This window comes from Polaromonas sp. P1_E11 (assembly GCF_056405995.1).
The window spans coordinates 95,780-109,195 of record NZ_JBFUBA010000006.1; the positions used below are offsets into that span (position 1 = coordinate 95,780).

Annotated in this window: 10 protein-coding genes; 1 reads left to right on the plus strand and 9 read right to left on the minus strand. The window is 63.2% G+C overall.

Going from position 1 to position 13,416, the window contains the following annotated elements; all coding sequences use genetic code 11:
- Positions 1-89: 89 nt before the first annotated feature.
- The 7 genes from aceK to AC1D11_RS19035 form a co-directional block, all read right to left on the minus strand.
- Positions 90-1,967, minus strand: a complete 1,878-nt coding sequence (aceK, locus tag AC1D11_RS19005; protein WP_477651338.1) for a bifunctional isocitrate dehydrogenase kinase/phosphatase — start codon at positions 1,965-1,967, stop codon at positions 90-92.
- 17 nt (positions 1,968-1,984) lie between these two features.
- Positions 1,985-2,677, minus strand: coding sequence for a carbonate dehydratase (gene can, locus AC1D11_RS19010; RefSeq protein ID WP_477649771.1), 693 nt, complete (start codon positions 2,675-2,677; stop codon positions 1,985-1,987).
- Between the two features lie 51 nt (positions 2,678-2,728).
- The gene (locus AC1D11_RS19015; protein WP_477649770.1) at positions 2,729-3,382 is read right to left on the minus strand and encodes a hypothetical protein; all 654 of its coding nucleotides are present in this window, start codon (positions 3,380-3,382) and stop codon (positions 2,729-2,731) included.
- A gap of 170 nt (positions 3,383-3,552) precedes the next feature.
- Entirely contained in the window at positions 3,553-4,734 is a 1,182-nt protein-coding gene (locus tag AC1D11_RS19020) for an isovaleryl-CoA dehydrogenase (protein ID WP_477651339.1), read from the minus strand.
- A gap of 34 nt (positions 4,735-4,768) precedes the next feature.
- Entirely contained in the window at positions 4,769-5,212 is a 444-nt protein-coding gene (locus AC1D11_RS19025; protein ID WP_477649337.1) for a PaaI family thioesterase, read from the minus strand.
- Between the two features lie 59 nt (positions 5,213-5,271).
- Positions 5,272-6,465: a serine hydrolase domain-containing protein gene (locus tag AC1D11_RS19030; RefSeq protein WP_477649336.1), complete on the minus strand. Its 1,194-nt coding sequence runs from the start codon at positions 6,463-6,465 to the stop codon at positions 5,272-5,274.
- A gap of 26 nt (positions 6,466-6,491) precedes the next feature.
- Positions 6,492-6,896, minus strand: coding sequence for a MerR family transcriptional regulator (locus AC1D11_RS19035; protein ID WP_457282826.1), 405 nt, complete (start codon positions 6,894-6,896; stop codon positions 6,492-6,494).
- Positions 6,897-7,000: 104 nt separating this feature from the next.
- Between AC1D11_RS19035 and AC1D11_RS19040 the strand changes: the two genes are divergently transcribed.
- On the plus strand, positions 7,001-8,095 hold the full coding sequence (locus AC1D11_RS19040) for an MBL fold metallo-hydrolase (protein ID WP_477649334.1): 1,095 nt from the start codon (positions 7,001-7,003) through the stop codon (positions 8,093-8,095).
- A gap of 227 nt (positions 8,096-8,322) precedes the next feature.
- Here the strand turns inward: AC1D11_RS19040 and AC1D11_RS19045 are convergent, their stop codons facing one another.
- Both AC1D11_RS19045 and AC1D11_RS19050 read right to left on the minus strand, forming a co-directional pair.
- The gene (locus AC1D11_RS19045; protein WP_477649333.1) at positions 8,323-8,967 is read right to left on the minus strand and encodes a response regulator; all 645 of its coding nucleotides are present in this window, start codon (positions 8,965-8,967) and stop codon (positions 8,323-8,325) included.
- A gap of 116 nt (positions 8,968-9,083) precedes the next feature.
- Positions 9,084-13,388 (minus strand): PAS domain S-box protein, encoded by a 4,305-nt coding sequence (locus tag AC1D11_RS19050; protein WP_477649332.1) that lies wholly within the window; start codon positions 13,386-13,388, stop codon positions 9,084-9,086.
- Positions 13,389-13,416 lie beyond the last annotated feature (28 nt).

Consider the following 13,416-nt stretch of genomic DNA (forward strand, 5'->3'; position numbering starts at 1 on the left):
TTGCCGGGCCGCAGGCGCAGCGCCCCCTCGGGGGGCAGCGCATTACACGGAGCCGAAGGCGAAGTGAAAAGCGTGGGGGCCAACATCTTCTAGGGGGTGAGCCCACTCAGGCCGGTGAGCACGGGCTCCGGCGGCAGTTGCGTGAGGACTTCGTCGTGCGGTGCACCGGGGCTGTGCAGGGCGACAAAACGTTTCTCGCGCTCATAAGGAAATACGTCGTGCACGTGGCCGGCCTGGATGCGTGCCTGGTGGCTTTGCCAGAAATGGGCGTCGAGCAGGTCGCCATGGTGCTTCATGAAGACTTCGCGCACGGCGTCATTGCCGAGCAGGAAGGGGCCGAAAGTTTCGGGGAACACGTCCTTGGGGCCGACGGTATACCAAACCTCGCCGCTCATCTCTTCTTCCTCGTTGCGCGCGGCGGGCACCTTGCGGAAGTTGCAGTCGGTGATGTATTCGATCTCGTCGTAGTCGTAGAACACGACCTTGCCGTGGCGCGTGATGCCGAAGTTCTTCCAGAGCATGTCACCGGGGAAGATGTTGGCGGCCACCAGGTCCTTGATGGCGTTGCCGTATTCGACGACGGCGCGCTCGATCTGGTCCTGGGCCGCCGGCTCTTTCACGCCGGCGTCAAAAGCTTCCTGCAAATAAATGTTGAGCGGGATCATGCGCCGCTCGATGTAGACGTGCTTGATGATGACTTCGGTGGCACCGTCGCCGTCACGGTCGCTGATCTCAAGCTGGCTGGGCGCGAACTTTTCGATCTCGGCGATCAGCTCATCATCAAAGCGCTCGCGCGGGAAGGCCACTTCGCTGTATTCCTGCGTGTCGGCCATGCGGCCCACGCGATCATGCTGCTTGACCAGCAGGTACTTGCCCTTGATCTGCTCGCGCGTGGTGTCTTTTTGCGGCGGGTAGTAGTCCTTGATGACCTTGAAGACGTAAGGGAACGAAGGCAAGTCGAACACCAGCATGACCATGCCCTTGATGCCGGGTGCAATGCGGAACTTGTCGGTGGAATGCCGCAGGTGGTACAGAAAGTCGCGGTAGAACAGCGTCTTGCCCTGCTTGGCCAGGCCCAGCGCGTTGTAGATTTCAGCGCGCGGCATGTGCGGCATCATGCTGCGCAAAAACTGCACGTAGGCCGACGGGATGCCCATGTCGACCATGAAGTAGGCGCGGGCAAAGCTGAAGAGGATGAGCAGGTCGTCTTCACCGAACAGCGCGGCATCAATGACCAATTTACCGGCTTTGTTGTGCAGCACCGGCAGCGCAAACGGCACTTCGTTGAAGCCGTTGATGATCTTGCCGACGACGTACGCACCCTTGTTGCGGAAAAACAGGCTGGTTAGCACCTGGATCTGAAAGTTGGCGCGCAGCTTGACGTCGGTGAGCCGCCCGCTGATGGCTTCAAGCACATAACCCGCATCGCGCTCGAGGTTGTCAAACGGCAGGCGCAGGTCGAAGTCGCGCACCAGCTGCAGCAGCACCTCGCGCATATTGTCGCGCGTGGGGTAGTAAGCGCGGTAGGTCGGCTGCGAAGCCAGCTCGTCGTTCTCGATGTATTCGGTGCTGACGGCGGGCCGCACGAAGATGAAGTCGTTCTGGAAGTAGCTGCGGTGCAGGATCTTGGTGGTGACCGAATTGAAAAACGTTTCGGCCAGCTCGGGCTGGTGGTGGTTGACCAGCAGGCCGATGTAATGGAGTTTGACCTGCTGCCAGACGTCCATGGGCTGCTCGCCGGCCTTGAACTCGCGCTCCAGGCGCATGGACGCCTCGCGCACGCGCAGGTCGTAGAACTCGATGCGTTCGCGCTGCGCGCGCTGCTGGCCGTGCCAGTCTGCCGTTTCAAAGCGGTGCTTGGCGCGCGCGGACTCGGTTCGGAACAGTTGGTAGTGGCGGTTGAAGCCATCCATCATCGCCTTGGCGATGTCGTAGGCAATGCTCGAGTCCAGGCGCTGGGGAAACATGGCTTGCTTTGCGCCGTTCAGACAAGCTGCTGCTGTTCACCGCCGCCGACGCGCGCGTTCCAGGTGTCCCACACACGGTCGATGGCCTTGCCGTAGAACTTGTCGAGCTCGTCGGGCGCCGATACGCTCATCTGCAGGTCCTGCAGCAGGCCGTCATGCACACCGAAGGCCCAGCCGTGCACAGTGACCTCCTGGCCGCGCGCCCAGGCATCAACCATGACGGTGCTGACGGAAACATTGACCACCTGCTCGATGACATTGATATCGCACAGGGCTTTGGCGCGCACCTCCTCGGGCAGGCTGTCGAGGAGCTGGCGGTGGCGGTGGCGCACATCCTGGATGTGGCGGAGCCAGTTGTCGGCCAGGCCGATGCGCGCGCCTTCGAGCGCGGCCTGCACGCCCGAGCAGCCGTAGTGGCCGACCACCATGATGTCCTTGACCTTGAGCCGCTCGACGGCGAACTGGATGGCCGAGAGCGCGTTGAGGTCGGAGTGCACGACGATGTTGGCGACGTTGCGGTGAACGAACACCTCGCCGGGCTCCAGGCCGGTGATCTGGTTGGCGGGCACGCGGCTGTCAGAGCAGCCTATCCACATATACCTGGGCGTCTGCTGCTTGACAAGGCTGGTGAAGAAGCCTGGGCGCTCGGCTTCCATCTGCGCGGCCCAGGCGCGGTTATGGGCGAAGAGGTCTTGGAGCGAAGTGGTCATAGGCGTATTTTCACCTGCCCACGGGGATGCCGTCCGGCAAGCGGCAGAAAGTCATGTTTCATCGATCGCCCTGGCCTTCAACAGTGCTTTTTCGGCCAGGCATTTGTCCGTCAGGGTGGCGAGCTCTTTGTCGCTGAACGGGTCGGAGGGTGTGGGGTTCGGCCCGGCTTTCACGATGGACGCATCGACCAGCAAAGGGCCTTCTCCGGAAAAATCACAGACAAACCGGTATTTGCCGTCAGCGAGCGACGCGGTCAGCATCTTCCGGGTCTGGTGCAGCTTGCCGCTCTGGTAGCACCACCTGTCCACTTCACCGTCACCCTGGACCAGTCCGGTCAGGCAGCGGTCTCCTTCGCGTTCATAGAATACGCCCTTGCCTCCCGCAAGGAGTGGGCGCAGGTTCTTGAAGTCAGGCGTTGCGCCGTGCGAATACATCAACTGCTGGGCGGGATAAGGATTTCCGGCGCCATGGGCGTATTCAAACAGCGTGAGGTTTCCCATGCTTGCCCACTTGAACTGCTCACATCCCGTGTGATGCGCCAGGCCCTTGGCGGTAAAACCCAGGGGCTCGTCAAGGTCGATGCTGACGGTGGTGCCGTCCCGCAAGGTGAGTCCGACGGCGTACGCCGCAAACCGGCCCTTCAGGGCGAGCACAGCTTCCTCGGAGACCTCCCCCACCCTTGAGGCATCAAGAAAGACGTTCACGGCCTTTCCGCGCAGAGATTCGGGGACGCCGCATTCGAACGTCGCGTCGGCTTGCGGTACTGCCGCGTAGGGCGGGGGCTCATCTTTTTCGCACGCGCCGAGAAGCGCGGCAAGCACAAGCACAAGGAGCCATCTCGCCGTCTGATGTATCACTGGCATGGGTAGCGGCCTTACATGGTCTCGGCGAACAATTCGCGCCCAATCAGCATGCGGCGGATTTCGCTGGTGCCGGCACCGATTTCATAAAGCTTGGCGTCGCGCCAGAGGCGGCCCAGCGGGTATTCATTGATGTAGCCGTTGCCGCCGTAGATCTGCACGCCCTCGCCGGCCATCCAGGTGGCTTTTTCGGCGCACCAGAGGATGACGGAGGCGCAGTCCTTGCGGACCTGGCGCACATGGTCGGTGCCGAGCATGTCGAGGTTTTTGGCCACGGTGTAGGCAAACGAGCGGCCAGCCTGCAGCACGGTATACATGTCGGCGACCTTGCCCTGGATCAGCTGGAACTCACCGATGCTCTGGCCGAACTGCTTACGGTCATGGATGTAGGGCACGACGTTGTCCATGACGGACTGCATGATGCCGAGCGGGCCGCCGGTGAGCACGGCGCGTTCGTAGTCGAGCCCGCTCATCAGCACTTTCGCGCCGCTGTTGAGGCCGCCGAGAATCTGGCTGGCCGACACTTCGACGTTGTTGAAGACGAGCTCGCCGGTGTGACTGCCGCGCATGCCGAGCTTGTCGAGCTTTTGCGCAACCGAAAAACCCTTCATGCCTTTTTCGATCAGGAAGGCGGTGACGCCGCGTGCGCCGAGCTCGGGTTCGGTCTTGGCATAGACCACCAGGGTGTCGGCGTCGGGGCCGTTGGTGATCCACATCTTGCTGCCGTTGAGCAGGTAGTAGCCGCCCTTGTCTTCGGCCTTGAGCTTCATGCTGATGACGTCGCTGCCGGCGCCGGGTTCGCTCATGGCCAGCGCACCCACGTGCTCGCCCGTGATGAGCTTGGGCAAATATTTTTTGCGCTGCTCATCGGTGCCGTTGCGCTTGATCTGGTTGACGCAGAGGTTGCTGTGCGCGCCGTAGGACAGCCCCACCGAGGCGCTGGCACGGCTGATTTCTTCCATGGCGATCATGTGGGCCAGGTAGCCCATGTTGGCGCCGCCGTATTCCTCACCCACGGTGATGCCGAGCACGCCGAGCGAGCCCATTTTTTGCCACAGGTCCATCGGGAACTGGTCGTTGCGGTCGATCTCGGCGGCGCGCGGGGCGATTTCGGCCTGCGCGAATTCGCACACAGCGTCGCGCAGGGCGTCGATGTCTTCACCGAGCATGAAGTTGAGTCCGGGCATGTTGGTCATGGTGGGCTTTCTGAAGTCGTATGACGGGATTGGATTAGTAGGTCTTGGGCACGGGCACCAGCGTCTGCTGCATCAGCGCGCAGGCGCTTTCCTTGCCCGCTGCGCCGACGTGCGTGACTTCAGCGGTCGTGACGATGATGCGCTTGCCGGACTTGACGACGCGGCCCAGGGCGCGCAGCTCGCCGTCCCTGAAACCGGCCATGAAGTTGATCTTGTATTCGACCGTGGTGACCTCGGAATCTTCCGCAGCCATGGTCAGCGCGGCGTAGCCGCCGGCGATATCGGCCAGCGCCCCCATCGCGCCGCCGTGAAAGCTGCCCTGCTGCTGCGTCACGCGCTCCGAATAGGGCAAGACCACCTCGCAAAGGCCGGGCTCCACGCGCAGCAGGCGCGCGCCCAAGTGCTGCATCAGGCCCTGACGCAAAAAGCTGGTTTCAATGCGGCGAAACAGTGCGGATGGTGCGGTGGTTGCATCCATGGAAGACCCTTTGAACGGATAAAAGGCGGCTCTTGTTTTAGTTGACGTTTACGTAAACGTCAATTATGCCTGCTGGCGGAAGCACTGTCCAAGGGCGGTGAAAGCTTCGCGCGCGACCTGAGCGTCCGTGCGATCGCGTCACGAAGGGGAAAGAGATGCGCATCGCCGGCAAATTGCGCTTCCCGTGAATTGCCCGTATGGACAATCACCATGCGGGCGACGGGATCGACAAAGATATTCTGGCCGCCGACGCCCCAGAAGAACGACCGGCCGTCAGCCGCCTGTGGAATCCAGACGTGCAGCCCATAGAACGGAGCCCCTTTGGGCTGCGGCTTGTCGGGCCGCAGCACAACCATCTCGTCGATCCAGGCCGCGGGCACGAGCTGCCCGCCTGCCGCCTGCCCCCGGTTCAGCACCAGCGTCCCCAGCCTGCCGTAGTCGCGCAGGCGCGCGGCGAACTGGCCTTGAACGCCCTCCTCACCGTGGAAATTCTTGATCCAGAAGCCGCTGCCCTCGGCCCCGAGGCGCGACCATATCCTCTCCTCCAGATACGCGGTGTTGCTCATGCCGGTACGTTCGCTCAGCATGAGGCCGAGCAACGCGGTCACCGCGCCGTTGTAGCTGAAGGTCTTGCCCGCGGGGGATCGCTCCGTCTTCTCCTGCAGGTAGCGCCGCATGCTCTGGCGCGGCGAGACGGTGGGGTCGGTCGCGCGGTTGTCCGATATCGCGCCCGCCTCGTAGGCGGCATGAAGTTTGGCCGAGGTGGCCATCCGCAGCAGATCCTCGACCGTGTCGTCGGCAAATGCGCTGGCTCCGAAGTCGGGCAAAACCTGCCTGACGGTGGTGTCCAGCGCCAGCTTGCCTTCCGCGATCGCCACGCCGACGAGCAGCGACAGGATCGTCTTCGACATGGAAGCCGAGAGCAGCGCGTCCTGGGCGCCGGTTCCCTGCAGGTATCGCTCATAGACGATCCGGTCCTCATGCAGGACGAGAAGCCCCGTCGTGCAGAAACGGGCCAGGTACTCCTCGAGCGAATGGGTTTGCGGATCCCCGGCAACGCGATACGTCACATTCTCCAATGGCAGGCCATGGCCGAACACCGCCGGCACACCGGCCGCCCGCGCTTCATTGAACGGAAATCGCTGCTGGGGGTTGCGGAATGAACCGGTGCATCCCTGTTGGGCCGCCGCGAGGGCGGGCAGGCCCACCGCGAACAGGACCAGGGCCGCGCGGCGCAGGGAATCGATCGTCATGGGGCTAGTCGCAAAGCAGGTCACCGCTACGCCGCCTGCTTCGCTTTCTCAAGTTTCGCCAGCAGCGCCTTGGCCTCGCGCTCGTGCGTTTTCACCTCTTCGAGGTTGCCCTGCAGTTCGGTCATCTGCTCCTCCAGCTGTGCGCGGTGCTGCGCCAGGATGGCGAGGAACTTGCGCAGCTGCGGCCCGGTGTCGCGCGGGCTGTCGTACATGTCGATGATGTCCTTGGCCTCGGTCAGCGACAGGCCCAAACGCTTGGCGCGCAGGGTAAGCTTGAGCCGGGTGCGGTCGCGCGCGGTGTACACGCGGTTGCGCCCGCCCGCGCCTTCGCGCTGGGGCTGCAGCAAGCCCATGTCTTCGTAAAAACGCATGGCGCGCGTCGTCAGGTCAAACTCTTTTGCCAGGTCGCTGATGGTGTAGGTGGTGGCCATGATGGGTCTCTAGCAAACGCGGGCGACAGCGCGAAACAGGCGCGGTCCCTACAATGGTTGTGTATGACGTTTACGTAAACGTCAAATATACCGCGAATGATGACATGAACCTCCTTGAGCAGCAACTGGATTACCCCTTTGGAGACACCCTGCCCGAGTTGGGCATGACCATGGAGGTGGCGCCGGGCGTCAAGTGGATACGCATGGCCCTGCCTTTTGCGCTGAACCACATCAACCTGTGGCTGCTGCGCGACGAGGTAGACGACCCGGACCGGGCGGGCACGAAGATCCAGGGCTGGACCATCGTGGACTGCTGCATCAGCCGGGAAGAGTCGAAAGCGCAGTGGGAAGCGGTTTTTGCCACCCAGCTTGAGGGCCTGTCGGTGCTGCGCGTCATCGTGACGCACATGCACCCAGACCATATCGGGCTGGCGCACTGGCTCTGCGAGCGCTGGACAACGGAAAAACATGTTTGTCGTTTATGGATCAGCGCGACCGACTACCTGTCAGCCCGCATTGGCTCGCAAAGCACCACCGGCTTCGGCGGCGAGAGCGCCGCGCGCTTTTTTGCCGCGCACGGGCTGGTCGACCCGGAATCCGTCGAAAAAATACGCGGCCGGGCCAGCTACTACCCCGGCATGGTGCCGGCCGTGCCGGCCAGCTACGTCCGCATCATGGACGGCATGACGGTGCGAATCGGTGGAAGCGACTGGCACTGCATCAGCGGCTACGGCCATGCCCCCGAACACATCGCGCTGCACTGCGAAGCGCTGGGAACCCTCATCAGCGGCGACATGGTGCTGCCGCGCATTTCAACCAATGTCAGCGTTTACGACATGGAGCCGGAATCGAACGCGCTCACGCTGTTTCTCGAGTCCATCGACAAATTCCTGCCGCTGCCCGAAGACACGCTGGTGCTGCCCTCGCACGGCAAACCCTTTCGCGGCCTGCACACGCGCATAGGCCAGTTGCACGACCACCACCGCGACCGCCTGGCCGAGGTCATGCAGGCCTGCACCGCCGCGCCGTGCAGCGCGGCGGACATCCTGCCCATCATGTTCCCCCGCAAGCTGGACCTGCACCAGACCACCTTCGCCATGGGCGAAGCGGTGGCCCACCTGCATGCGCTGTGGTTTGGCGGCAAGCTCGCGCGCCAGCTGAACAGTGACGGGATTTATAGATTTAGCGCTAGTCCGTAAGCAGGGCCAAGACGGACGCTATGTTTTTAGTAGCTGCTCGCGCTCGCCAGGATTGGTCCGCAGCCCGATTAGGCACATAAGATTGCAATGGATGGCTGTGGGGCCCGCTCTTTACCAGCCGGGGCCGCGGAACCGGCTTTGCCGGGCCGCAGGCGCAGCGGCCCCCTCGGGGGGGCAGGAAGCTACACGCAGTGAGCGACCGTGGGGGCCACATCCAGCGTGGGGGCTCAAGCCCTCCACTTCCGGTTAGCCGTCACCAAGGCGGTGAGGTAGCCGTGCAGCCATTCAAAGTTGACGGGTTTTTTCAGCAGGTGGGCGTGCTGGGGCAAGCCTCCGCGTGCCGCAATGGCGTCGGGGGGCAAGCCGCTGATGACAACGATCTGCATGTCAGCCAGTTGCACGTTGCGTTTGAGTGTCTTGAGCATCTCAATGCCGTCCACGCCGGGCATGGAAAGGTCGGTGATCAGCAGGTCGGGCCGCATGCTGGCGATATCCATCATGGCCTCCAGGGCAGATGGCATCCAGGTGCAGTCAACCGGCAGGTCCCAGTCTTCAAACTGGCAGCGGTACAGCTCGCGGGTGTCTTCGTCGTCTTCCACCATCAGCACCCGCAGGCGGCTTTTGGGGTCGGTGTCGACACGGGACAGCTGTGGGCTGTTTTTGGCCAGGTAGGCGTTGATGGACTGCAGCGCAATGCGGCGGTGCCCACCCAGCGTCTTCCACGCCTCGATTTCCCCTTTTTCAACCAGGGACTGCACCGTCGCAACGGAGAGCCCCAGAAGCTTGGCTGCATAGCTGGTGCCGCAGTAATCCTCGCTGGAGAAATCCGCAGCCGTGATCGCGGCCTCGAAGGACTTGGGTTCACGCGCCATGGCAGACCGAACGGGGGATGAAGTGTTTCATTTTGGGCATTTTAATCAATTCGACTCAATCGCTTCGCAGAAAATGATAGTGAGCATCAACTAACGCTAATTGGCACTGCCAGGCGTCACGCGGACAACGGTGCGGTGGGCAGGGTGAAGAAGAACGTTGCCCCCTTGCCGGGCGACGCCTCGGCCCACAACCTGCCGCCATGCCGCTTGATCACGCGGCTGACAGTGGCCAGCCCGATGCCCGTGCCCGGAAACTCCGCGACAGCATGCAGGCGCTGAAACGGTTTGAAGAGCTTGTCGGCATAAGCCATGTCAAAGCCGGCACCGTTGTCCCTGACGAAAAACTCCGGTAGCCCCGCTGCATCAAGCTGGCAGCCTACGGTGATTTCGCTAAGGGGTTGCTGGGCACTGAACTTCCAGGCGTTGCCGATGAGGTTTTCCATCACCACCCGGACCAGCCGGCTGTCGCCGTGCGCCTTCAGGCCTTTTTCGATGTTCACCACAACCTTGCGCTCGGGGTCGCGCACCCGCCATTCGTCCAGGATGATGCGGGCCAGCTCCGACAGGTCCACCACCTTGTTGTTCAGTGGCGTGCGCGACACCTGCGCCAGCGACAGCAGGTCTTCAATCAGTTGCCCCATCTGCGCCACGCCGGCCTGGATACGTGCCAGGTAGTGCGTCACCCTCTCGCCGGCATCGGCCCCCAGGTGTTTGCCCAGCAGGCGGCTGAAGCCGTCCACGGTGTTCAGCGGCGAGCGGAGGTCGTGCGACACAGAGTATGAAAATGCCTCGAGTTCCTGGTTGGACAGGCGCAGGGCGGCTTCAATGGCCTTGATCTCGGTGATGTCCGCGTCAATGCCCACCCAAAAGGCCACTTCACCGCGTTCGTCCAGCACGGGCGATGCGCGGTAGGACATGGTGTGCACGCCGTCCCTGGCCAGCACGCGGCGTATGCCCGAGTATTGCGACCGCGTCTCCCGGGCGACCTGCCAGCGGGCCCTGATATCGGGGAGGTCGTCCGGATGAATGGCCGTAAACCACTGCGTGCCGGTCCAGTCCTCCATCTTGCCGCCCGCCAGGTCAAACCAGGCGCGATTGAAGTAGGTGGCCGCGCCGTCCGGGTCGCTGGTCCACACCACCTGGGGCGCCTGTTCGGCCAGCGCCCTGAAGAGGGCCTGCTGGCGTTCCAGCGCCAGCGTGCGGTCCGCCACTTTCTGCTCCAGTCCGGTGTTGAGCTGGCTGACCTCCTCGATCAGGCGGGAGTTCTGGATGGCGATGGACGCGAGCTGGGCCAGTTCGAGCGCCACATATTCGTCTTCCTGCGTGAACTCGCCCTCGTATTTGTCGGACAGCTGGAGCAGCCCGATGTTTTTGCCGTCGCGGCCCGTCAGCGGCACCGCCAGCCAGCCGCGCATGGCCGGATGCTTGTCGGCGTAACTGCCGAAGCCGCGCCAGCGCGGATGCGCCTCCAGCTCGGCCTGTGTCATCCGCATGGACCGGTTGGTCTGGCAGACCAGGGCGTAAATGCCGGTGCCGTCGGGCGGCTCGATCAAGTCCCGGTATTTCGCATATTTTTCGGAAAGCGACAGGGCGTTGATGGCCTGCCCCCAGTCGCTGTTCACGGTGAGGCTGACGATCGCCTGGTGCGCGCCTATCACTCCCCGGGCCTGTTCGGCCGCCTCGTGCATGGTGCTTTCAAGCGTCTGGTGCCAGGTGATGGCCTGGGCAGCGTCAGCGGCGCGCTGCAGGGTGTACAGGTGTTCCTGGACCTCATTTTCGACCTTGACCTGGGCCGAGATATCCAGCGCCAGGACAAAACGCGCCGGCCGGCCGGCATACCGTACCGAGGTTGAAAAAGGGCGGGCGGTGAAAAACGACCCGTCCTTGCGGCGATGCTCCCAGCGCTCCCTGACGATCAAAGGCGAGGCGTCGTGCTGGGCCCGGAGGTTTTGAGCTTCCGTTTCGCTGCGAATGTCGTAGATCGTCATCGACAGAAACTCTTCCATCGTATAGCCGTAACTCTTGACGGCGGCTTCGTTGACCGTGAGGAAGCGATAGGTCTCGGCGTCAAAAACCCACATCGGGATCGGCGCCATTTCAAACAGGGCAGAGTAGCGGTGCTCGCTTTCTACCAGTGCCTGCTCCGCCAGCTTGCGCTGGGTGATGTCGCGCTGCACCGCGACCCAGTGGGTGTAGCGGCCTTTGGTGTCGGTGATCGGAACAATGTCGAGCTCCAGCCAGACTTCCTCACCGCTCTTGGTGTAATTGATCAGCTCGGCGCGTACAGGCTGCCATTTTTCCAGTGCGGCCTTGATGCGGTCGAGTTCGTCCCGCTGCGTTTTGGGGCCCTGCATGAGGCGCGGCGTTTTTCCCAGCACCTCTTCGCGCGTGTAACCCGTACGGCGCTCAAAAGCGTCGTTGACAAAGATGATGCGCGGGCCGGCTCCATCGATGGGTGCGGCCTCGGTGATGAGCACAATGTCGTTGAGCCGGGATACGGCGGTTTCCAGAAGGCGCAGTTGCGCCTGTGCTTCGTGCTGTTCCGTGATGTCCTGCAGCACGCCGACCAGGCTCACGACCTTGCCGTCCTGCTGCAGTGCGCGGCCCTGGGTACGCACCCAAATCCGGCGGCCTTTTGCCGTGATAAGCGGCAGTTCCAGGTCCCACGGGGTGCCCTGCTGCAGGGCGGCCTGGGCGACGGAACGGATGGTGCGCCGCGCTTCAGGTGCGTAAAAATCGAGCGCCTCTTCAGCCCCGAGACCGACCGCCGGATCAAGTTCATGGATGCGGTAAATCTCTTCGGACCAGTAAGGCGTCATGGTGTCGACAACGACCTCCCATCCGCCGACTTTCCCCAGCGCACCGGTGCGGTTCAGCAGCTCCGTGCTGCGGGCCACCACCAGTTCCGCGCGCTTGCGGTCGGTAATTTCCTGGATCACGCCGGAGCGGCGGCGCCCCGACGGGCCGCGGCCCGCGCCGTGCCCCTCCTGCCCGGTGTCCCCGGGCTGCGCTTCGTCAGCGCGGCCAAACAGGTGGACCCATCGAATTTCGCCAGCGGACGTGACGACGCGGAATTCAATGTCCAGCGGCTGGTTGGTCCGAACAGACAGATCGCGCCGTTCCTTGAAGGCCTGGCGGTCCGCGGGATGGACCAGCTGCATGAATCGGCCATGGCTCCTGTCGAAGGTCGTGCGGTCAACGCCGAGCACCTCGTAAACCTCATCGGACCACCAGCTTTCATCGGTGCCGGTGTCCAGCTGCCAATAGCCGATGCGGCCCAGGCGCTGGGCGTCCCGCAGTTTCTGCTGGATGGCTTCGCTGTTTGCCAGTTCGGCCTCCAGGACACTCCGGTGTTGCTCAAGCGACTCGGCCATGCGGTTAAAGCCCGTGGATATCCTCGCAAACTCCCCGAAGTCGTCAGACCGCCCTGGCGGTATCCGGACATCCAGCCGGCCGTTCTGGAGCTGCCGGATGGCCTCAAGAATGTTTCGGGTGGGCTCCACGATGGCACGCCCGCCAATGACCCAGGCGATGCCGCCGCCCACAAATGCCACCAGCGACAACACCACCAGTTCCAGCCACAGCTGTTCCCGGCTGGCGCCCACGACCAGTTCGCGGTCCAGGCTGACCGCCACAAAAAAAGCGGCGTGTACGTCGGGGCTGCTGGGCATGAAAGCCCACAGTCGGCGCTGCCCGGTGCCGTCCGGCCCATCGCTGGTTCCGGTACGCATCTGCTGCACGGCCGCCTTCAGCACGGGGCTCCTGGCCACCTGCCCGATCCGGATGGGGAGGTCGGGCTTGCCCGCCAGCAGCACGCCGCCGCGGTCATGTATGCCCAGCGCGCCGCCGGGCGGCAACTGGAGGTCGATGGTGGATTTCGCCATCTCGGCCAGGTCAACCGACGCAAAAGCCACGATGTCAACGCGCCCGTCCTTGTCCAGCAGGGGCAATGCAAATGTGATGGAAGGCCGGCCCGTGGCACGTCCCACAATGTATTCACCCACCACAAAGCTGCGCTGCTCGACGGCATTGCGGAAATAGGCCCGGTCGCCCAGGTAACCGAGCCGCACGCCTTCCTGCCCGTTGCACAGCGCATAGCCGTCCGTTCCCACAATGCCGAAATTGGCGTAAAGCGGAAACAGCTTGTTGAGCTCTACAAGGTAGCGGTTGCAGCGGTCGGCGTTGCCGTCCCGCAGGCCAGGCACATGAACAATCGCCGTCAGTATCTGCCGGGCCGATTCCGCCAGGCGCTGCTGGCTGGATGCGGCCAGCGATGCGGCGAATTGCAGGTCGGTTTGGGCACGCTCGACGGCGGTGTCGGCGTTGTAGACGGCCTTGAAAATGGACAGGCCAAACATCGGCACGATCGCCACCAGCACGAGCATGACAAGGCGGGTTCGCAGCGTGATCTGAAGCTTCATGGCATCAGCGCCGCAGGTGCCGGCACCT